The 20911-nt window shown below is 64.9% G+C and carries 17 protein-coding genes and 2 pseudogenes; 9 read left to right on the top strand and 10 right to left on the bottom strand.

Annotated elements, in window-relative coordinates:
- The 4 genes and pseudogenes from Q0C59_RS10195 to Q0C59_RS10180 all read right to left on the bottom strand — a co-directional run.
- Positions 1-542, bottom strand: a pseudogene (locus Q0C59_RS10195) (polyphosphate--nucleotide phosphotransferase); the annotation flags it as partial.
- Positions 543-678: 136 nt separating this feature from the next.
- The gene (locus Q0C59_RS10190) at positions 679-2721 is read right to left on the bottom strand and encodes a TRAP transporter large permease subunit (protein ID WP_291214798.1); all 2043 of its coding nucleotides are present in this window, start codon (positions 2719-2721) and stop codon (positions 679-681) included.
- On the bottom strand, positions 2718-3338 hold the full coding sequence (locus tag Q0C59_RS10185; protein ID WP_291214795.1) for a TRAP transporter small permease subunit: 621 nt from the start codon (positions 3336-3338) through the stop codon (positions 2718-2720). Before Q0C59_RS10185 ends, Q0C59_RS10190 begins: the two co-directional genes overlap by 4 nt.
- 57 nt (positions 3339-3395) lie before the next feature.
- Positions 3396-4514, bottom strand: a complete 1119-nt coding sequence (locus Q0C59_RS10180) for a TRAP transporter substrate-binding protein (protein WP_291214792.1) — start codon at positions 4512-4514, stop codon at positions 3396-3398.
- Positions 4515-4715: 201 nt separating this feature from the next.
- On the opposite strand from Q0C59_RS10180, the pseudogene Q0C59_RS10175 reads away from it, so the two are divergent.
- The 3 genes and pseudogenes from Q0C59_RS10175 to cqsA all read left to right on the top strand — a co-directional run.
- Positions 4716-5312, top strand: a pseudogene (locus tag Q0C59_RS10175) (MBL fold metallo-hydrolase); the annotation flags it as partial.
- A 204-nt stretch (positions 5313-5516) separates the two neighbouring features.
- Entirely contained in the window at positions 5517-5936 is a 420-nt protein-coding gene (locus Q0C59_RS10170; RefSeq protein ID WP_291214804.1) for a rhodanese-like domain-containing protein, read from the top strand.
- A 165-nt stretch (positions 5937-6101) separates the two neighbouring features.
- Positions 6102-7346, top strand: coding sequence for an alpha-hydroxyketone-type quorum-sensing autoinducer synthase (cqsA, locus tag Q0C59_RS10165; protein WP_291214789.1), 1245 nt, complete (start codon positions 6102-6104; stop codon positions 7344-7346).
- On the opposite strand, the gene Q0C59_RS10160 is transcribed toward cqsA, so the two are convergent.
- A complete protein-coding gene (locus Q0C59_RS10160; protein ID WP_291214786.1) occupies positions 7334-8320 on the bottom strand; it encodes a response regulator in 987 nt (328 codons plus the stop codon). The two genes, cqsA and Q0C59_RS10160, sit on opposite strands and share 13 nt — an antisense overlap.
- 7 nt (positions 8321-8327) lie before the next feature.
- Positions 8328-9653: a sensor histidine kinase KdpD gene (locus tag Q0C59_RS10155; RefSeq protein WP_291214783.1), complete on the bottom strand. Its 1326-nt coding sequence runs from the start codon at positions 9651-9653 to the stop codon at positions 8328-8330.
- A 90-nt stretch (positions 9654-9743) separates the two neighbouring features.
- Here Q0C59_RS10155 and Q0C59_RS10150 point away from each other — a divergent pair, with 90 nt between their 5' ends.
- Both Q0C59_RS10150 and Q0C59_RS10145 read left to right on the top strand, forming a co-directional pair.
- On the top strand, positions 9744-10412 hold the full coding sequence (locus Q0C59_RS10150) for a helix-turn-helix transcriptional regulator (protein ID WP_291214780.1): 669 nt from the start codon (positions 9744-9746) through the stop codon (positions 10410-10412).
- A gap of 97 nt (positions 10413-10509) precedes the next feature.
- Positions 10510-11280 carry a type III pantothenate kinase gene (locus Q0C59_RS10145; RefSeq protein ID WP_291214777.1) on the top strand — a complete coding sequence of 257 codons (771 nt, stop codon included), beginning with the start codon at positions 10510-10512 and terminating at the stop codon, positions 11278-11280.
- Between the two features lie 13 nt (positions 11281-11293).
- On the opposite strand, the gene Q0C59_RS10140 is transcribed toward Q0C59_RS10145, so the two are convergent.
- Positions 11294-12883, bottom strand: coding sequence for a wax ester/triacylglycerol synthase family O-acyltransferase (locus Q0C59_RS10140; protein WP_370654207.1), 1590 nt, complete (start codon positions 12881-12883; stop codon positions 11294-11296).
- Between the two features lie 135 nt (positions 12884-13018).
- Here Q0C59_RS10140 and Q0C59_RS10135 point away from each other — a divergent pair, with 135 nt between their 5' ends.
- A complete protein-coding gene (locus Q0C59_RS10135) occupies positions 13019-13273 on the top strand; it encodes an acyl-CoA-binding protein (RefSeq protein ID WP_291214774.1) in 255 nt (84 codons plus the stop codon).
- A gap of 27 nt (positions 13274-13300) precedes the next feature.
- Here Q0C59_RS10135 and Q0C59_RS10130 read toward each other — a convergent pair whose 3' ends face one another.
- Genes Q0C59_RS10130 through Q0C59_RS10120 form a run of 3 tightly spaced genes read right to left on the bottom strand, consistent with a single transcriptional unit; the run spans position 13301 to position 16787 of the window.
- Positions 13301-13624: a polyhydroxyalkanoic acid system family protein gene (locus Q0C59_RS10130; RefSeq protein ID WP_291214772.1), complete on the bottom strand. Its 324-nt coding sequence runs from the start codon at positions 13622-13624 to the stop codon at positions 13301-13303.
- 20 nt (positions 13625-13644) lie between these two features.
- Positions 13645-14736 carry an aminopeptidase gene (locus Q0C59_RS10125; protein WP_291214769.1) on the bottom strand — a complete coding sequence of 364 codons (1092 nt, stop codon included), beginning with the start codon at positions 14734-14736 and terminating at the stop codon, positions 13645-13647.
- Positions 14737-14744: 8 nt separating this feature from the next.
- On the bottom strand, positions 14745-16787 hold the full coding sequence (locus Q0C59_RS10120; RefSeq protein WP_291214767.1) for a molybdopterin-dependent oxidoreductase: 2043 nt from the start codon (positions 16785-16787) through the stop codon (positions 14745-14747).
- A gap of 95 nt (positions 16788-16882) precedes the next feature.
- On the opposite strand from Q0C59_RS10120, the gene Q0C59_RS10115 reads away from it, so the two are divergent.
- The 3 genes from Q0C59_RS10115 to Q0C59_RS10105 form a co-directional block, all read left to right on the top strand.
- On the top strand, positions 16883-18034 hold the full coding sequence (locus Q0C59_RS10115) for an ABC transporter substrate-binding protein (RefSeq protein ID WP_291214764.1): 1152 nt from the start codon (positions 16883-16885) through the stop codon (positions 18032-18034).
- 319 nt (positions 18035-18353) lie between these two features.
- On the top strand, positions 18354-19580 hold the full coding sequence (locus Q0C59_RS10110; protein ID WP_291214761.1) for an ABC transporter substrate-binding protein: 1227 nt from the start codon (positions 18354-18356) through the stop codon (positions 19578-19580).
- A 129-nt stretch (positions 19581-19709) separates the two neighbouring features.
- A partial coding sequence (locus Q0C59_RS10105) for a M20 aminoacylase family protein (protein ID WP_291214759.1) occupies positions 19710-20911 on the top strand: 1202 nt, incomplete at its 3' end.

Genomic DNA, 20911 nt, shown 5'->3' with positions numbered 1-20911 from the left:
AAGTCCTTGATGTGCTCGTAGCGCTGCAGCGTCTGCTGCGGCGTGATCCAGCCGTTGACCGTGGGCACCAGCACGTCTTCGTAGTGGCTGCGGTTGAACACCATGATCTGCCCGGCGCCCGGGACCTTGTCGTGGATGCGCCAGAGGTAGTCGTGGTCGCGCTCGGCTTCGGTCGGTGCTTTCCAGCCCACGGTGTGTACGCCCAGCGGGCTGGTGCGCGCAAACACACCGCGCACCGTGCCGTCTTTGCCCGCGGTGTCGGTGCCTTGCAGCACCACCAGGATCTTGTAGCGGCCATCGGCGTAGAAAAGGTTCTGCAGCGCGTCGAGCTCTTCGGTGAGGGTGGCCAAGGCCGCCTGGTCGCCGGCCTTGCTGCCGGTGGAGAACGGCTTGGCGTCGGGTTTGAACGATTTGAGCGAGACGCCCTTGGGCTTCTTGTTGCCGTTGTCTGGGGCCACCTGCCAGTCTCGCCAAACGGTGCCCTTGCTGGCCACGATGGCCTGGGTGGGAAAGGGCAGGGCAGCGTCTGTCTGGCTGGACATGGGTGTTCCGATCGGTTCGGGGGCCACTGGCAGCACACCCATCTGGTTGACGTTTACGTAAACGTAATGTTACCGCGTTTGAGCAAAAAAGGGGCACCGAAGTGCCCCTGGGAATGCCTGGTCCTCAGCCGCTGGATCAGCGGTACAGCACCTGTGGCAGCCACATCCCGATGGCGGGGAACTGGTACAGCAGCACGATGGCGAGCACCTGAATGCCCATGAACGGCAGCATGCCGGCAAAGATCTGGTTCAGCGTCACATGCTTCGGAGCCACACCCTTCAGGTAAAACGCGCTCATGGCCACCGGCGGGCTCAGGAAGGCGGTCTGCAGGTTCAGCGCCACCAGCAGGCCGAAGAACAGCGGATCGATGCCGAAGTTGTCCAGCAGCGGGATGAAAATGGGCATGAAGATCACGATGATCTCGGTCCATTCCAGCGGCCAGCCCAGGATGAAGATGATCACCTGGGACAGGATCAGGAACTCGGTGCTGGTCAGGTTCATCCCCAGCACCCACTCTTCCACCAGCGCCTGTCCGCCCAGCAGCGCAAACGCCGCCGAGAAGATGGCCGATCCGACGAACAGCCAGCAGACCATGGCGCTGGTCTTGGCGGTGAGGAACACGCTTTCCTTGACCACGTTGAAGGTGAGCTGGCGGTAAGCCACTGCGAGCAGGAAGCCACCGAGCGCACCCACGGCGGCTGCTTCGGTGGGTGTGGCCAGACCGAAGACGATGGACCCCAGCACCGACAGGATGAGCACGAGAAGCGGGAAGAAGCTGGAGAGCAGCATCTTGAACACCTCGAGCCGCGCGTAGCTCAGGATGCCGTAGAACAGAGCGAGGGCCAGTCCACCCACACCCAGACCGATCCAGTAGCTGGCCGACGCGGGTTTGGTGGTGGCCGCCGCTGGTTCTGTGCCGGGCGGCGCAGGCACCGAGCCTGGCGGCAGCGCGAGACCACCTTCGGCTGCACCGGATCCGCTCATGGCTTGTTCGTCCGCCTCGGCGCCCGCAGGCTCAGCCACGTCGCCGTCCGCCTGTGCACCGGGAGGCTCAGCCACGTCTGCGTCGGCAGATGCTTCGGCCGGCGGCTCCGACAGGCCGCCACTGTCTTCCTCTTCACCGGGCGGCTCGGCGAGCCCGCCTTCTTCGCCAGATGATCCGCTGCGGCTCGAGTCGTTCAACGACGTCAGGCCTTCGTAGGTTTCAACCTGGACCACCCGGGTGGCGCTTTGGTAGCTCATCACCGCCACCAGCACAAACAGCAGCGCTGGCGCGAGCGCGATGCTGAGTTGACCCAGCATGTAGCGGGTGGAGGCGTTCTGGTTGTTCTTGCCTTTGAGACCTTTGATCAGGCCACCCAGCGCCCAGCCTTCGCTGGTGGCGCCGATGGCCCGCAGTGGCGCGGGAATCGGCACCCGGCGTTGCTCGGCGCTCAGCGGCGGCGCCCAGGCCGGCTTGATCTTCGCCATGATGATCACGTACAGGATGTACAGGCCGGCCAGCATCAGCCCCGGGAAAAACGCACCCGCGTAGAGCTGCACCACCGACACACCGGCGGTGGCGCCGTAGACGATCAGCAGCACCGAGGGCGGGATCAGAATGCCCAGGCAGCCGCCGGCGGTGATGGAGCCTGCGGTCAGGCGCACGTCGTAGCCGGCACGCAGCATCTGCGGCATGGCCAGCAGGCCCATGAGCGTGACCACCGCACCCACGATGCCGGTGGCCGTGGCAAAGATCGCACAAGTCACCAGTGTTGCCACGGCCAACGAACCGGGCACCCGCGAGAGCGCCAGGTGCAGGCTGTGGAACAGTTTTTCGATCAGGTTGGCGCGTTCGACGAGGTAGCCCATGAACACGAACAGCGGAATCGAGATGAGCACGTCGTTGCCCATCACCGAAAAAGTGCGTTGCACCATCAGGTCCAGCGTCTGCTGGATCGCACCTGCTGAGGTCTGCCCGCCGGAATGGTAGGCAAAGAAGGCGAACATCATCCCCATGCCCATGAGGGTGAAGGCGGTCGGAAAGCCCAGCATGATGGCCACGACCACCAGCGACAGCATGAGCAGGCCATAGTGGCCGTTGGTCATGGTCTCGGTGCTGAGCACCATGCCCACCACGGCGACGAGGATCAGGGCCATGAGGCCGAAGCCGAACCAGAGTTCTTTGCGGATCTTCATTTTTGGCCACCCTTCTGGGGAACGAGCTGGTCCAGATCGGCGAGGTCAGCGTCTTTCACGTGCACCATTTCCTTGAGTTTTTCGACATCGACTTCTTCCACGTCCTCCTCGCGCTTGGGCCATTCGCCCGTTTGCAGGCAAATCACGCAGCGGATGATTTCGACGATGCCCTGCAGCAGCAACACACCACCGGCAATCGGCACCACAAATTTGAAGGGGTAGAGCGGCAACGGGTCCGCGTTGAAAGTCTGTTCGCGAATGGCCAGCGATTCGTTGGCAAACGTCCAGCCGGCCCAGGTCATGGCCACGATGCCGGGCAGGAAGAAAACGAGGTAGAGCAGCAGGTCGATGCTGGCCTGCGTGCGCGGACGAAAAAATCCGTACAGCACGTCGCCACGCACGTGGCCGTTTTTGGCCAGGGTGTAGGCGCCTGCCGCCATGAACAACAAGCCGTACAACATGATCTGGGCGTCCAGCACCCAGGCGTGCGGGTTGTTCATGACGTAGCGGGAAAACACTTCCCAGCAGATGAGCAGCGTGAGGGCAACGACCGACCAGGCGCAAGCCTTGCCGAACCAGGTGGAGAAACGGTCCACCGTCAATAAAAACTTTTGCATGGGAAGTTCCAAAAACACAAAGGGGCGCCCGAGGCGCCCCTTCTCAAGGCCAATCGATCAGCTCTTCTTGGCACCTTTGCCGAAGTAGTGGTTGTAAGCCATCTTGAAATCGACGGTGTAGTCGTTGTGCCACTGGCCGGCACGCTCGGCAAACACTTTCTGCGAGTCCAGCACCTTCTTGAACAGCGCGTTCTCGCCGCCCTTCTTGGCCATGATCTTGTCCCACGACGCGAGCTGCGCGCGCAGGATCGCGTCGGGGGTCTTGTAGAACTTCACGCCCTGCTTCTTCAGCTCGATGTAGTCCTGCGAGTTGCGCTGGATGGCCTTCCAGCTCATGTCGGCGCTGGCGGCCTGCACGGCGTAGTCGATGATGGACTTCAGTTCGGTTGGCAAGGCGTTGAGCTTGCCCTTGTTGAACAGGATCTCGAACTGCTCACCGCTCTGGTGGAAGCTCTGCAGCATGCAGTTCTTCACCACGTCGGGGAAGCCCAGCAGACGGTCACTCGAAGCGTTGTTGAACTCGGCGCCGTCGATCAGGCCGCGGTCCAGGGCAGGCACGATCTCGCCACCTGGCAGAGGGTTCACGGCTGCGCCCATGTCGGTGTACATGTCCACCGCCAGGCCGACAGTGCGGAACTTGACACCCTTGATGTCGGCCACCTTGGCGATCGGCTTCTTGAACCAGCCAAACGGCTGTGTGGGCATGGGGCCGTACAGGTAGGAAGTCACATCCAGATTCAAGCTGGTGTAGATCTCGGCCAGCAGTTCCTTGCCGCCGCCGTAGTTGTGCCATGACAGCAGCATGTTCGGGTCCATGCCGAACGAGGGACCAGAGCCCCACAAGGCCAACGCCGAATTCTTGCCGTAGTGGTAGGCCACCACGCCGTGGCCTCCGTCCAGCGTGCCCTTGGCAACCGCTTCGAGCAACTGGAAAGCAGGCACCACGGCGCCGGCAGGCAGCACTTCGATCTTCAGCTTGCCACCGGCCATGTCGTTGACCTTCTTGGCGAAGTCGTTGGCATATTCGTGGAAGATGTCCTTCGAGGGCCAGGTGCTCTGAAAACGCAGCGACGTGGTTTGAGCGGTGGCGATCATCGGCACCGACATGGCGCCCGCCGCGACGGCCGCGCCTTTGAGCATGCCGCGGCGCGAGGTCACTGTTTTCTTGTCTGACATGGGTTTGTCTCCAGTCTGGGTTGAGGGTTGTGCATCATGCGGCCCATGCCTCGATCCTCTCGACAGGGTTTTCACCGAGCATCATTCGTTCGTTTTACTTTGCGGTGATTGCATCGACAAAACCGTCTACGAAAAGCCGCGCGACCAAGGTTTGCATGCTAACTGTTTGGGCGTTTCCCAACGCAATGGGCCGAACGACCCATGGGCTGTAAGCCCGGTGCAAGTTTGATTTTTTCCTTCCGGGATGTACAGGTGCAAGTTGAGCAGAAGGGCTGCGCCGGTGGCATGCTGTCGACCATGAAACCAATTCAACTCTTCGATCCCGCTTCGAGCACGTACACCTATGTGCTGTTTGACCAATCCACGCGCGACGCACTCATCATCGATCCGGTGGACGAACAGATCGAGCGCGATCTCGATGTGCTGCGCGAATACGGACTGAAACTGGTGTGGACCGTGGAGACCCACGCACATGCAGACCACATCACCAGCGCCGGCAAGCTGGCCGAACTGGCCGGCGCCAAGACCGCAGCGCCCCATGGGTGCGGCATCGGCACGGCGGGTGTTCAGCTGGCGCACGGCGACACACTGACTTTTGGCGGCGAGGTGCTGCGAGCGCTGCACACGCCCGGCCACACCGCCGGCAGCATGAGCCTGGTCTGGCGCCACCATGTGTTCACGGGCGACACGCTGCTCATCGGAGGGTGCGGCCGCACCGACTTCCAGTCGGGCAGCGCCAAGGATCTGTATCACAGCATCACCCAGGTGCTGTTCGATCTGCCCGATGACACCACCGTCTGGCCAGGGCATGACTACAAGGGACGGCAGTCTTCCACCATCGGCGACGAGAAGCAGCACAACGAGCGTGTGACGGGCAAGAGCGAGGCAGAGTTCATTGCGCAGATGGATGCGCTCAACCTGCCCAAGCCGCGACGCCTGGACGAGGCCGTGCCGGCCAACCTGATGTCGGGCCAGCGGCAGGACGCCGGCGGCGTGCTGTTCATGGAACCACGGCCCGCGGCCGGCCCGCACGCAGGCAGCTACGCGGGCGACGTGACGCCACAACTCGCCTGGCAGTGGGTGCAGGCGGGCGAGGCCGTGTTGGTGGATGTGCGCACCGACGCCGAACGCGAGTGGGTCGGTTTTGTGCCGGGCGCCGTGCCGGTGGCATGGAAGCAGTGGCCCGGCATGACCATGAATTCCGGGTTTGATGCCCAGGTGAAAAATGCTGCGGCGGGCAAAAAGATCGTGCTGCTCTGCCGCAGCGGCGTGCGCTCGATCGCAGCGGCCAAGCGCGCCACCGAACTCGGCCTGGAGGCCTACAACATCCTTGAAGGCTTCGAAGGCGACCCGGACGCGCAAGCCCACCGCGGGCAGCAGGGCGGCTGGCGCCGCCACGCGCTGCCTTGGCGGCAGAACTGAGCCACGTTTCTCCGACAACCGCCAGCCGCCGAGACCGCTGGTCGGCTTGCCTGCAGGCAAACTGAGAAGAAAGATTCACAGCCCCTGTCAGGCCTGACAGGTGCGACGTGATTTTTGGCACATTTCTTTTTTCAATGGGGTTTTCCATTTCCAAAGGATTCCCCCATGACGTCGTTGGCCACCCGCGAGAACGCGCACGCCCACCCGCCCATTTCCGAGCATCTGGCCGGGCGGATCCAGCGCGAATTCACCACCCGCTGGGACACGCTCTGGAGCGGGCGCTCACTGTTGCACGGGCGTGAAGCGGGTCCGGGCGCCGTTCGCCTCAACGGCAACGACTACCTGAGCCTCACCGGGCACCCGGAGATCGTCCAGGCCCAGACCCTGGCCATCAAGACCGACGCCGAATTTGTCATCCAGTCGGGCGTGTTCCTGCTCGACGAGCACCCGGCGCGCAAACTCGAACTCAAACTTGCCCGGCTGCTGGGCCAGGAAGACGGGCTGATCTGCCAGTCCGGCTACGCCGCCAACCTGGGCCTGCTGCAGTCGATCGCCGACGAGAAAACCGTGATCTACATGGACACGCTGGCCCACACCTCGTTGTGGGAAGGCGCACGGCGGGCGGGTGCCACGACGCATCCCTTCCGCCACAACGATGCCGAGCACCTGGACCGGCTGGTGCAGCGCCACGGCGCCGGTCTGATCGTGGTCGACTCGGTCTACAGCACCACCGGCGCGGTGGCGCCTCTGGTGCAGGTGGTCGAGGTGGCCGAGCGGTGGGGCTGCATGACGCTGGTGGACGAATCCCACTCGCTGGGCACCCACGGACCGCAGGGCGCCGGCCTGTGCGCCGAGCTCGGACTGAGCCACCGCGTGCACTTCATCACCGCCAGCCTGGCCAAGGCGTTTGCGGGGCGGGCGGGTTTCCTCAGCGTGCCGGCCACCATGCGCAACTATGTGCTCAGCACCAGTTACCCCAACATGTTCAGTTCGTGCCTGCTGCCGCACGAAATCGCCGCGCTGGACGCCACGCTGGAAGTGATCCGGCGCAGCGACACCGAACGCCAGCGGCTGCATGCCCACACGCAGCAACTGCGCGGCATGTTGAGCGACCTGGGCTACCCGATCCACCAGGGAACCGAGCAGATCATTGCGCTGGAAGCCGGCACCGAGCCCGCCACCATGGTGCTGCGCGACCTGCTGGAAGAGCGGGATGTGTTTGGCGCGGTGTTCTGCGCGCCCGCCACCAGCCGCAACCGCACCATGGTGCGCCTCACGCTGCACGCTGCACTCACCGGGGCCGAGCTCGATCACGTGGCTGCGGTGGCGAAAGAACTGGCTCCGGTGGTCAAACCCTGGGACTGGCCGATTGCGCGGCGCGCCCGCGCAGCCAGCGCTCAGTTGTCCTGAACGGTGCGGTGGCCCTCGGCGTCCAGAAAACGCCGATAGCCGTAAATGGGTTGGGGCAGGTCGGCAGCGTCGAGCGAGAACACCGCTCCGGTGAGCAGCTTGTCTTCGCCCAGCGCGAAGGCCGGTGAGGTGCGGATCGGGCCGCTCAGGCCCAGTTGCTGGTGCAGCTCGACGGCGGCCAGCTGGTGGCCTGCCTGGATGGCACGAACCACGTCGAAGCCCAGCCCTGCCGACCCGGCCAGCTCGGCCAGATCGCCCAGGCCGCTGGTGGGCTCCAGCTGCAGCCAGTGCGCATCGCCCGCGCCGTCCAGGCCCATCAGTCCAAACGGTTCGCCCAGCACGGCGTATTCCACCCAGTTCTGGCTGGTGAAGGCCTGCAGGGCCTGCGCGACCGACGGGATCTGCAGCAGCGACTGCTGTGGGGGTTGCATGGCGCCGCGCCACAAGGTGTTCAGGCGCGGGTGCGGTGCGTGCATCAGCTTGCGCAGCACACCCAGCAAGTGGCGCGTGATGTCGGTCGTCTGCTTGGGGACGAACTGGTCGATGAGGCCATTGTTGAAGGCCTGGATGGCGATCTGCTCATCGGCTTGTCCCGTGAGCAAGACCCGCGAGCCCGGCCAGTCGAGCAAGGTGTTGAGCACCTTGAGGCCATCGGTGCCTGGCATGGCGTAGTCCACCACGCAGGTCTTGACCAGTTGGTAGCGCGCCGGATTCACCGCCCAGTAGCGCAGGATCTGCGGCAGCAGGGGTTGCCCTTGACGCCAGCGTTCGATCATCTGCAGCTGCACCATGGCGTCGGCCTCCCACCGCGCGGGCTCCTGCTGCATGCGCTGCGAAAACCCCGACGGACGCGAGAACAGCTCCACCTGCCAGTGGGTCGGGATGACGAGCCCGAGCATGTCGAGGTAGTCGGTGTCGTCGTCGAGGAACAGGATGCTGCCGGGACGGTGGAAAAGGGGAATCGTCAGTGCCATCGTGTCGTCAGCGTGGGGGGAATGAAGCGGTGGAGGCCGGGTGCTTGATGGGCAGGTCGATCATGAAGACCGCGCCCAGTCCGGGTTCGGAATGCACGCTCAAGCTCCCCTGGGCCGCTTCCACCACGTTCTTGCAGAACGTCAGGCCCAGGCCGTTCCCGGCGCCTGCCAGGGTCGAGAAGAACGGCTCGAAGATTCTCGCCTGCTGTTCGTGGGCGATGCCGATACCGTCGTCAGATACTGCAATGCGGCCCTTGCCATGGTGCACACCCACGTCCAGCCGGAGGTCGCCCGGGCTGGGCGCCTGGCTGGCCGAGGCCAGCGAATGCAGCGCGTTTTTCATCAGGTTGGTGAGCACCTGGGAAAACAACTGGCGCGAGGCGACGAAGTGGAAGTCCTGCTGGATGTGCACCTGCACGCAGTCGCGCTCGCGCGAAGAGCGGTAGGGGTAGTTCAGCACCACGTCCTGGACCAGCTCGGCTGCGCGAATGGATGCCTGGTCGCGCGGCAGGCGGGTGAGCTGCGCGTTGGAGATCTGGGTGTCGATCTGGCGGTTCATGCTGCGCACCAGGTTCTGCAGCCGGGTGGCCAGCTCGTCGAACTTCTTCTGCCTGGACTCGGGCAGATCGTGTTGCGAGAGGTTGCGCAACACGTCGCCCATGAGGTTGACGGTGGCCAGCGGCGTGCGCAGTTCGTGCGCCATCACGCCCATGGTGCTCAAGGTGTTGATCAGGCGGGTGCGGCGCAGGTTGGCACTGGAGGCGCCCAGCAACAGCGCTGCTACCCAGGCAAACGCCAGCACCACGAGGTGGTCGGCCTGCGTGGCCTGGTCGCTCAATTCCACCTGCAGGGCACGGGCCAGCAGCACACTGAGAAGGACACCCGCGACTGCGCCCAGCGTGGCCAGTCGCCAGTCGGTGAGGTGGTAGTAGATGACCAGCATGCAGGCCATGCTGGCGAGCCAGACATCGTTGCCACCGTTGAGCCAGTACATCAGGGAGAAGAACGTCGGCAGCTGCAGCCAGCACGCCATGGAGTAGATCCAGATCGTCGTCCTGGAAGTGAGATCGCGGTTGACCGCCCCGATCAGCAGGGGGATGCCCAGGCTTGCCATGGCCAGGCGGGTGGCCATGTTCTCGTAGGGTTGCGGCAACAGCGCAATCCAGATCCACCCGAAGGCGATATGACCCAGGATGGTGAAAGCGCCGAGGTACTGCAGCCGGGCGCGCGATGGGTGCAAAATCGGCTCCAGCGGCGCGTGCACCACCTCGTCCAGCAACCACCGCCACAAACGCGCCTTCGCGCTGAGCAACCTCAACCGGTCCAGAGGCAATATGTACTCCTTGAATTGCAGAACATCCGTTGCCTGTGCCGGCTGCCCCAGTGTCTGGCCGATTGTGTCTGCAACAGAGTGTTCGCGGTCATGACCCTGCCTGTCAACTTTGACAGTGTGAGCCTGGACAGCATCCTGGCCGACTGGGTATGTGCCTTGCACGACCAGGGGGTGGAGTCCGTGATGGTGCTGGGACCAGCGCCCACCGGGGGACGTGAGGAGCGTGAGGTGCTGGCGGTGCACCCGCCCCGCCTGCTCTCGGCCGCCCAGGCCCTGGCCGACAGCGCCGATTTTGGCGCCAGCTGGCGCGACAGCGATGCGCCCCTGGTGGCCTGGCAGGACATCTCCAAATCGGTGTTTGAACAGTCCAGCCGCTGGCGGCGCCTGTGGCTGGCCCACGGCTACCAGACGCTGGTGCGCGTGGCCTTCAGCCTGCCGGCCGGCCGCGCTTTCGAATGTTTCATGTTCAGCCCACGCACCTTCGCCGACCGTTCTGAGGCGGCGACCCTGGCGTGGTCGGCCTTCAACATCTGGCCCATGCTGCGCAGGGCGATCGCCGAAGCCCGGGTCAACCTGAGCCCGCGCGAGCTGGAGAGCCTGAACATGGCCTTTGAAGGTTTGACCGCGCGCGAGACGGCCCTGCGCATGGATTGCTCCGAACGCACGGTGAACTACCACCTGGCCAACGCCATGGCCAAGCTCAAGACCGACAACAAGCTGGCGGCGGTGCAACGCGCCTGCTGGATTGGATTGATCTGAGGGCTGTTCGCCCACACGCTCCGTCGCTGCGCGGATCGTCGGGCCACCATGTTGCAGTGCGCAAGATCGCCGGAGTTGGCGTGGTCATAATCCGCGCATGACATTTCTGGCCCTGGACGTTGGCAACACCCGCTTGAAGTGGGCCTTGTATGAAGAACCGCGTTCCGGTTCGCGCCTGATCGCCCAAGGCGCCCAGTTCCTCGAAAACATCGAGACCCTGGCCGAAGGCGACTGGGCCGACCTGCCGGCGCCGCGCTGGGTGCTGGGCTGTGTGGTCGCGGGAGACGCGGTCAAGCGCCGGGTCGAAGAGCAGCTCGAACTGTGGGATGTGACGCCGCAATGGGTGGTGTCCGGCAACGCCGAGGCGGGTGTGGTCAACGGCTACGACCATCCCGCACGCTTGGGCGCGGACCGGTGGGTTGCGGTGATCGGCGCGCGCCACCGCCTGGTCTCACGCGGCTTGAAGCGGCCCTGCGTGGTGGTGATGGTGGGCACGGCCGTCACGGTGGAAGCCATCGACACCGAAGGGCGTTTTCTGGGCGGCATCATCCTGCCAGGTCACGGCATCATGTTGCGCGCGCTGGAGTCGGGCACGGCCGGCCTGCACGTGCCCACCGGCGAAGTGCGCGACTTTCCCACCAACACCAGCGACGCGCTCACCAGCGGAGGCACCTTCGCCATTGCTGGCGCGGTGCAGCGCATGGTCGACAACCTGCGTCGCCACTGCGGCGACGAACCGCTGTGCTTCATGACCGGCGGCGCCGGCTGGAAGATGGCGCCCGCGATGGCGTTGCAGGTTGAACTGGTGGAAGGCCTGATCTTTGATGGACTGCTGGAGATGGCCTCGCGCCGGCTGGCGCTGGTTTGAAGCTGCGGGCTCGTCAGGCTTTGCTTTCACCCCAGGGGAGCATCAGGGTGAGCGTCAGCAGTCGCCGGAACTCCGGCTCGAATTCGTCGATGATGCGCTGCGGCTCCGGGCACAGGGTGGTGTCGGCGATCACGCCGAACTGCACGCCACCGCCATAGCTCAGGATGGACACGCCCAGGCCCACCGTTCCGGTCTGCGGCACCCAGAACATGTTCTGCTCCAGCGTGGAGCCGCACACCTTGAGCTTCGTGGCCGGGCCTGGCACATTGGTCATCACCGCGGTGGTCTTGCGGCCGAACAGGCTGAGCAGGGCATCCTGCGCGGGCTTGACCAGCAAGCCCGCCACCGAAAGCAGGCCAAAGGTCAGCAGGGGCTGCAGGCTGCCCTTCAGATCGTTCATGCGCGCGCGCACGGTGAACACGCGCTCCACCGGGTTGGTGCAGCCGATGGGCAGCACCAGCGGCACCAGACCAAACCGGTTGCCGAGTTTCCACGCGTCTTCCATCGGTCGCAGGTTGATCGGCACCATGGCGCGGATTTCCTTGCCCTCGGTGTTGTCGCCCAGGCTTTGCAGGTAGGCGCCGATGGCCCCGGCCACACAGCCCAGCAGCACGTCGTTGACCGAGCAGTTCAGCGCCTTGCCAATCGCTTTCACCTCGTCGAGCGGGATCGGTTGGCACCACGCCACGAGCTTGGTATTGCCGGGCTGGCCTTTGAGGCGGGTGGGTGAATCGTCGGGCATGAGCGCGAGCGCGGCCAGATCGCTGGCGAGCTGGCCCCCCATGCGCGCGAGATCCACCGCCTGGCCCAGCGAATCGGTGAGGCTCTGCTGGGGTGATGCCAGCATGGCGAAAGATTTGGCAGCGCCGCCGCCCGCAGCTTCCAGGGCCTTCGCGGTGAGGTCGCCGAAGGGGCGAATCAGCGTGTCGACCACCCAGTCTTCGGCGCCGTCCAGGCCGGGCTTGGTGGTCTTGCGGCTCTTGCGTTGCGGGGGCGCGCCGCCGCCGTCGACCAGGCTCATCATCACGCTGAGGAGGGCAATGCCGTCGGCAATGCAGTGGTGGATGCGGGCCACCAGCGCCGAGCCGCCGCCGTATTGCTCGATCAGCTCGAAGCGCCACAGGGGATGTTGACGGTCCAGCGGCTGCATGGCGAGTTCGGCCACGCGGGCTTGCAGGGCATCCTGCTCGGTCTGGGTGCCGGTTTGCGAGAGCCGGTGGGTGACAACGTGACGGTCGATGCGGAAGTCGGGATCTTCGATCCAGTGGGCACCAGTGGCATCTTCGCGCGCCAGTTGAACGAAACGCCGGTAGGGCAGCATCCGGTCACGCACGCGTTCGCGCAGGTCATGCAAGGTGATGCCGGGCTTGAGGATCCAGATGCCCAGGATCATCATCAGGTTGCTGGGTGAGTCCATGCGCAGCCAGGCCGTGTCGACCTTGCTCATGCGCTCGCCTTCCAGCCCGAGGGTGGTGGACAAAGCCTGCTTCACCGCAGGCAGAACGCTGGCCGCGGCACCGTTGGGGGGAGTCCTGGTGGGCGATGGGGTGCGACCGGCACGCGCCGATGAAGTACCGCTGCGGGCGGCAACGCGTTGAACCATGAATGCTCCTCGGGTGGCTGTGCGGGTCTTGACTTGTGGGTCTATTGTGCAGAGGCCGCCAACCGTAAGATAGCGGGAGAGCCCTTAGCCCGGCGCGTGTTGCCCAGGCGGTTCATTTCAACAACAGGAGCATTCATGGCCGATCTCAAAACCCTTTTCGACGCCGCGGTGGCGAATTCCAAGAACTTGAGCGAGCGTCCCGACAACGCCACGCTGCTGAAGATCTACGCGCTCTACAAGCAGGCCACCGAAGGCGATGTGGACGGCAAGAAGCCCGGCTTTGGTGACATGGTCGGTCGCGCCAAATGGGACGCGTGGAACGGCTTCAAGGGCACGGCCAAGGACGATGCGATGCAACAGTACATCGACCTCATCCAGGAACTCAGCTGAATCCTGGGCGCAACGCAGGCCGGTTTTTCAGCCGGCCTTTTTCTTTTTGGCGGCAGGCTTTTTGGCTGCCAGCAGTTCGTCGAGGTTCTTGACGATTTCGCTCTCGATGCGGTCCTTGAACGCGCCCAGCAAGAAGCCCAGGCGCGCATCGAGTTCAAACTTGTCTGCCGACACCTTGAGCGTGCCGGTCACACCCGAGCGGCTGAACTGCACTTCGTCGCAGTCGTCGCCCTCTTCGTAGGTGCAGCTCATGTCGAAATCGTTTTCGGCCTGTTCGGCCCAGCGCCAGGCGAGCTTGCGCGCGCCACCCATGCCGAGTTGGTGATCGCGTTCGATGTGGATGTCGGCCATGTTTGTCTCTTGGTTTGTGGTCAGTGTGGGTCGCGCCCGGCGGTGATCAAGGCGGAGGGGGCGAGCTCGCGCAATGCCGCCACGCGCTCTTCTTTTGGGCGTTTGCCCAGTGAGCGCACCGCATCATAAAACCGCGCGAAGTCGCGGCCTTCGCGCTCGAAGAGGGCTTCAAAGGCGGGCACCCACTCGTCGTACGCCGCTTGCGCGGCAAAGCTGGCGTTGTTGGCGCGTGCCACGAAGGGGTCGTAGCCAGCGTAGCCTTGCCAGCCCGCTTTCAGCGTCGCATATTGCTGGCGGAAGTCGTTCATCACAACGGTCTTTTGCTGCTGCTTGGTGCCGTCCGGCAGGGCGGCGTCTTCATAGATGACCTTCAGGCGCTCGCGGGTGACGCGGGTGAGGGCGCGAAAGGCGCGGCGGCGATTGTCGAAGGTGGCGTAGTCGGCGCGGGCCTGGTCGCTGGAGCGGGCGAGCCACCGCGCACCGCCCAGCCGCTCCACCGTGGTGGCAAACGACTCGTTGAAGGTGGTGTCGTTCTGCACGTAGACCACCTGGTGCGCGAGTTCATGAAAAATGATGCGCGCCAGTTCGCCCTCGGGGTAGGTGATGAAGGTGTTGAGCAGCGGATCACCACCGGCCCAGTTCATCCAGCCCAGCGTGGAGTAGGCCTGGACCGGATAGACGGCGACTTCCAGCGCCTTGTCCAGGCTGTCGGCAAAGGCGCGCGCGTCGGCCTCCGAGAAGTAGCCTCGGTAACCCACGCAGCCCGCCACCGGGAAACACCAGGTCTCCAAGGTGAGCGAGAGTGCGGGCGCGGCAACCACGTTGTAAACGGCGGCACGGCGTTTGAGGTCGGCGTAGCGGTGGTAACTGGCGTTGTCGGGCAGGGCGAGTTCGCTCACCGCAAACGCGCGGATGCGGCGGGCGTTTTCCAGCCGCTGCTTGAGCGTGATGGGTGCGGTGTCGTCGGCGAGCCAGGCGTCCACCGGGCGCGCTGCCTGCATCAGTTGCAGGTGGCCGGTGACCGATTGCCAGTAGTAGCCCACGCCGGTGGTGTTGCTGGCGCAGCCGGCCCCGAGCAAGGCCACGAGTGCGAGCGCCAGCAGCTTGCTCATGTCGGACCTCAGCGCACGCTGGCCACTTCAACGAGGCAGTCGTAGAACACCGGGCCGCGGCCCATGTCGGTGAGCTGCTGGCTGGTGACTTCGTTCACATTGGTGCCCATGGGACCAAGCTTGCGCCACCAGATACCCAGACCGTTGACCACGCCGGGCCGCGCGCGCGGGGACACCTTGACCTTGCAGTGGTACTCGCCACGGTCGTTGAACACGCGCACCATCTGGCCGGTCTCGATGCCGCGCGACAGTGCGTCGTCGGCGTTGATTTCCAGCAGCGGTTCACCCTCGATGTCGCGCAGGCTCTGCACGTTGACGAAGCTGGAGTTGAGGAAGTTGCGCGCGGGCGGCGAGATCATGGCCAGTGGGTAGGCCGACGATGTGCCGGCCAGTTCGTGGTTGGGCAGGTGGTCGGGCAGGCCGTCCATGCCTTGCGCGGCCAGCCGGGCGCTGAAAAACTCGCAGCGGCCCGAGGGCGTGGGGAAACCACCGTTGGCAAACGGAGCCTCGGGAATGGGCAACGTGGCAAAACCCTGGTCGAGAAGGGTCTGGAAATCCACCGTGCCGCCAAACGCCGTGCGGCACAGCGTTTCATCGTCGTCGGCAAAACAGGGATCGTCAAAACCCATGCGCGCGGCCAGCGCGCGAAAGATGTCGGTGTTGGTGCGGGCCTCACCCACGGGCGTGATGGCTGGGCGGTTGAGCAGCACGTCGGTGTGGCCGTAGCTGGTGTGGATGTCCCAGTGTTCGAGCTGGGTGGTGGCCGGCAGGATGACGTCGGCGTGGTCGGCGGTGTCGGTCTGGAAGTGTTCGAGCACCACGGTGAACAGGTCCTCGCGCAGGAAGCCTTGCACCACCTTGCCCGATTCGGGCGCCACCGCCACCGGGTTGCTGTTGTAGACGATGAGCGCTTCGATCTGCGGGCCGAAGGCCGCCGAGCCCGGGTTCAACAGGTCGTTGCCGATGGTGCTCATGTTGATGGTCCGCGGCGTGCGCCCGGCCAGCAGCTCGGGCTTGTGGAGGGCCACGCGGTTCACCGGGAACTGTGCCGAGCTGGACAGCAGCAGGCCGCCCGCCGGCTGGCGCCACGCGCCCACCAGCGCCGGCAGGCAGGCCACCGCGCGCACCGCGTTGCCACCGCCGCGCACACGCTGCATGCCGTAGTTCAGGCGGATCGCGGCCGGCCTGGTGGTGCCGTAGTCGCGCGCCAGGTCGGTGATCTGCTGCACCGGGATGCCGCACACCTCGGCCGCGCGCTCGGGCGGCCATTGCAGCGCGCGCTCGCGCAAGGCTTCCCAGCCCAACGTGTGCTGTGCGATGTAGTCGTGGTCCAGCCAGTCGTGGCTGATGAGCTGGTGCATGAGCGCGAGCGCCAGCGCCGCGTCGGTGCCCGGGCGCAGGGCGATGTGTTCGTGGCACTTCTCTGCGGTCTCGGAGCGCCGCGGGTCGATGCACACCAGGCGCGCACCGTTGCGCTTGGCCTGCTGGGCAAGGCGCCAGAAGTGCAGGTTGCTGCCGATGGAGTTGCTGCCCCAGATGAGGATGAGCTTCGACTCGGCGAAATGCTCCACCTTCATGCCGACCTTGCCGCCCAGGGTCTGAATCAGTCCTTCGCCGCCGGCCGATGCGCAGATGGTGCGATCCAGAAACGAAGCCCCCAGGCGGTGGAAGAAGCGCGCGGCCATGCCCTCGCCCTGCACCAGGCCCATGGTGCCGGCGTAGCTGTAGGGCACCACCGCTTGCGGGTTGCGTGCGGCAATGTCTTTCAGGCGTTGGGCAACCGTGTCCAGCGCCTCGTCCCAGCCCACGCGTTTGAACTGCCCGCTGCCTTTGGGGCCGGTGCGCACCAACGGGTGCAGCAGACGCTCGGGGTGGTAGGTGCGCTCGGTGTAGCGCGACACCTTGGTGCACAGCGCCCCGTCGGTGTGTGGGTGCCCCGCATTGCCCTGCACGCGCAGCGCCACACCGTTGTCCACCGTGGTGACCAGCGAACAGGTGTCGGGGCAATCGTGTGGGCAGGCGCCGCGGATCGTGTGCACGGTGGAGTTCATCGGAAGTTGACTGTCTGGTGACTTGTGAATCGGACTTGGCAGGGCGCTTGCTTTACCCTGCGGGGTTCTCAAATCAGCATATCAGGAGTGTCTGCATGCAGCGTCGCGAAGCCCTTTCCACCGTGTGCAAGTTGGTCGGCTCGGGGGCCTTGGCCTCCTGGGGCGCAGGCGCACAGGCGCAGAACGCTGCTCTGAGCGACACGCGCATCGTGCTGGGGCAATCCGCTCCGTTCACCGGCGCGGCCGTGCAGTTGGGTCTGCAGTTTCACCTGGGTGCACAGGCGTATTTCGAAACGGTCAACGCCAAGGGCGGCATCAATGGCCGCACGATCGAAATCAAACGGCTGGACGATGGCTACGAGCCCGAGCGCTGCGCCGCCAACACCCGTCAGCTCATCGCCGACGACGTGTTCGCGCTGTTCGGCTACATCGGCACGCCCACCAGCCTTGCGGCCTTGCCGCTGGCAACCACCGCCAAGGTGCCGTTCTTCGCGCCTTTCACCGGTGCGCAGGCGCTGCGCGAGCCGTTCAACCGGTATGCGATCCACGTGCGCGCCTCTTACTTTGACGAGACGGCCGCCATCGTTCGCCAAATCACTTCCACCGGTATCAAGAAGATCGCGGTGTTCTACCAGGACGACGCTTACGGCAAGACCGGGCTCGACGGTGTCACGCGGGCCATGACTGCCGTGGGCCTGGAGCCCGTGGCCCTGGGCACGGTGGAGCGCAACACGATCGAGGTGGCGCAGGCGGTGAAGGCCATCATGGCCCAGAAGCCCGAGGCCATCGTGCAGATCGGGGCCTACAAGGCGGTGGCCACGTTTGTGCGCCAGGCGCGTCGGGGAGGCTTCAGCGGCAATTTCTACAACGTGTCGTTTGTGGGCACGCAGGCCCTCATGGACGAGCTCGGTGCCGAGGCCCGCGGGGTGTCCGTGAGCCAGGTGATGCCCTTTCCCTATACGCCGGCCACACCGCTCTCGGGCGAGTACCTCGCAGCCATCAAGGAAAAGCGCGGCGTGGAGCCCAACTACTCGGGCATGGAGGGTTTTGTGGCGGCCAAGGTGTTCACCGAAGCTGTGCGCCGCGCCGGCAGGGCGCTCACGCGCGAAGGCTTCATCAACGCGGTGCAGGGCATGCAGAACGTCAATCTCGGCGGCTTTCCGGTGGACTTCAGCGCCGGCAAACACACCGGCTCCAAGTTTGTGGAGCTCACGCTGCTCACCGAAGACGGCCGCATCCGTCGGTAGCCGAATTCCAGAAGTCTGCGTTGCAAGCTCGCATCACTTGTGCGGCATGGGGGATGTGGCGTGGCACCCCAGGCTGGTCCTTGTGAGGTGCGGTGAAGCCTTGAAGAAAGGTCTCACTTTGCTAACTTTGGTGTTTGTTTTTGGTGGGCGGTGGGCCGAAATTATCCGGTTGGACGTACCCGAAGAAATTGCAGTCCGGCGACGCAGCGTTCGGTTTTCATCCCCCACAGCGCGTTTCGCCCGATTGCCTTCCCAAAGTGTTGCGCTGTAGCCTGCTTGAATCGGTTGATGAACATTTCATCCGTTCAGGAGGCCTTTCATGCCATTGTCCGTTCGTCCTTTGTGGGCGCTTGCCCTGTCGCTTGCTGTTGTGCCTGTCTGGGCCCAGGCGCCTGCCGGCGCTGCGGCGGCCGCGCCAGACCCCAAACTCATCCGCCTCGGGCTGATCCTGCCGTTGACCGGCGGGTCGTCCGACATGGGCAACAGCGCGCGCGTGGGTGCGCAGGTGGCGGTGGACGAGATCAATGCGGTGGGGGGCTACCTCGGGCGCAAGCTGGAACTGGTGATCCGCGACGACCAGGCCAACAACGACATGGGTCTGGCGCATGCCGAGGAGTTGGTTCTCAAGGAAAAGGTGGCCGCCACCGTAGGCTTCTGCAACACCGGCGTGGCCATGAAGGCGCTGGATGTGTTTCAGACCAACCAGCACATCCTGATCGTGCCGTGCGCCACCGGCACCGCCATCACCGCCAAGTACCCGGCGGCCGAGAGCTACATCTTCCGCACCTCGGCGCGCGACCAGCTGCAGTCGCAGTTTCTGGTGGCCGACATCGTCAAGCGCAACCTGAAGAAGGTGGCGCTGCTGGTGGACACCACCGGTTATGGCGACGGTGGCCTCAAGGACCTCGAAGCCGCGCTGCAGGCCGTGGGCCTCAAGCCCCACATCGTTGTGCGTTTCAAGGTGGGCGTGAAAACCCTGGCCGACGAGATGAAGCAGCTCAAGGACTCCGGCGCCGATGCCTTGATCGGCTGGACCGTGGGCCCCGAGCAGGGCGTGATTTCCGCCAGCCGCGCTGCGGCGGGCTGGAACGTGCCGCAGTACGGTCCCTGGGGCCTGTCGCATGCGTCGGCCTTCGAGGCGTCCAAGGGGGCGGTCGAAGGAACATTCGTGGTGCAGACGGTGCTGCCGAACACCTTCATGGAGCGCAACAGCACCTTCCTGCGCGGCTACGCCAAGATTTCCAAGGAGCGCCCCATCGGCTCCATGATGTCGGCCGCGCAGACCTACGACTCGGTGCACCTGTTGCTGCGCGCCATGTTCCTCACCAAGGGCAACATCAACGGCAAGAGCCTGAAGAACGCGCTGGAGAACCTGCAACAGCCGTACCGCGGCGTGGTCACCACCTACGACCGCCCCTTCAGCAACACCGACCACGACGCCATCTCGGCCAACATGCTGTGGCTGGGCACCTGGCAGGGCGGCGAGCGCGCCTATGTCTACAAGGACGATGCGGCCCGTGCCAGCGTGATTCGACGCAAGGAGTGAGCGGCCCCGAGGCCATGATCGACCCAGTTGACCCTGGGGCTGTCGCGTGCGTGGCTCCGCCGCCGTGCGGATCGTGGCTACCATGGACCTTTGTTGTTTCCGCCGTTGCCACGGCACGCAAAGACCTCCATGAAACTCATTGACTCCATCCTCACGCAGGCCGCGGGCATCGCCGCCGTGCGACGCGACATCCACGCCCACCCGGAACTCTGTTTCAAGGAAGTGCGCACCGCCGACGTGGTGGCGGACAAGCTCACCGAGTGGGGCATTCCGGTGCACCGCGGCATGGGCACCACCGGCGTGGTGGGCATCGTGCACGGGCGAGACGGTGGTGCCTGTGGTCGCGCCATCGGCCTGCGCGCCGACATCGACGCCTTGCCCATGCAGGAGCACAACACCTTTGCCCACGCCAGCCAGCACGCCGGCAAGATGCACGCCTGCGGCCACGACGGCCACACCGCCATGCTGCTCGCTGCGGCGCAGCACTTTGCCAAACACCGCAACTTCGACGGCACGGTCTACCTGATCTTCCAGCCGGCCGAAGAGGGCGGTGGTGGCGCGCGCGAAATGATCAAGGACGGCCTGTTCGAGCAGTTCCCGGTGGAGTCGGTGTTCGGCATGCACAACTGGCCCGGCATGGCGGTGGGCACGTTCGCTGCCAGTGCTGGCCCGGTCATGGCGTCGAGCAACGAGTTCCACATCACCATCCGCGGCAAGGGCGCGCATGCCGCGCTGCCCCACAACGGCATCGACCCGGTGCCGGTGGCCTGCCAGATGGTGATGGCTTTCCAGACCATCATCTCGCGCAACAAGAAGCCGGTGGACGCCGGCGTGATCTCGGTCACCATGATCCACACCGGCGAAGCCACCAACGTGGTGCCCGACAGCTGCGAAATCCAGGGCACCGTGCGCACCTTCACCTACGAGGTGCTCGACATGATCGAGCGCCGCATGCAGGAGGTGGCCGAACACACCAGCGCGGCCTTCGGCGCCACGGTGGAGTTCAAGTTCAAGCGCAACTACCCGCCCACCATCAACCACGCCGCCGAGACCGCCTTTGCGCGCGAAGTCATGGCCGACATCGTTGGGGCCGACCACGTGGTGGAGCAGGAACCCACCATGGGCGCGGAAGACTTTGCCTACATGCTGCAGGCCCGCCCGGGCTGCTACGCCTTCATCGCCAACGGCGACGGCGCGCACCGCGAAATGGGCCACGGTGGCGGCCCCTGCATGCTGCACAACCCCAGCTACGATTTCAACGACGACCTGATTCCGCTGGGCGCCACCTACTGGGTGCAACTGGCCGAAAAGTGGCTGAGCCGTCCGCGCCC

Origin of the sequence: Hydrogenophaga sp. (assembly GCF_022844385.1) — a bacterium.
Lineage (GTDB): Bacteria > Pseudomonadota > Gammaproteobacteria > Burkholderiales > Burkholderiaceae_C > Hydrogenophaga.
Note: the sequence above shows the minus strand (reverse complement) of the source record. Positions and strands in the feature narration are given on the sequence as shown.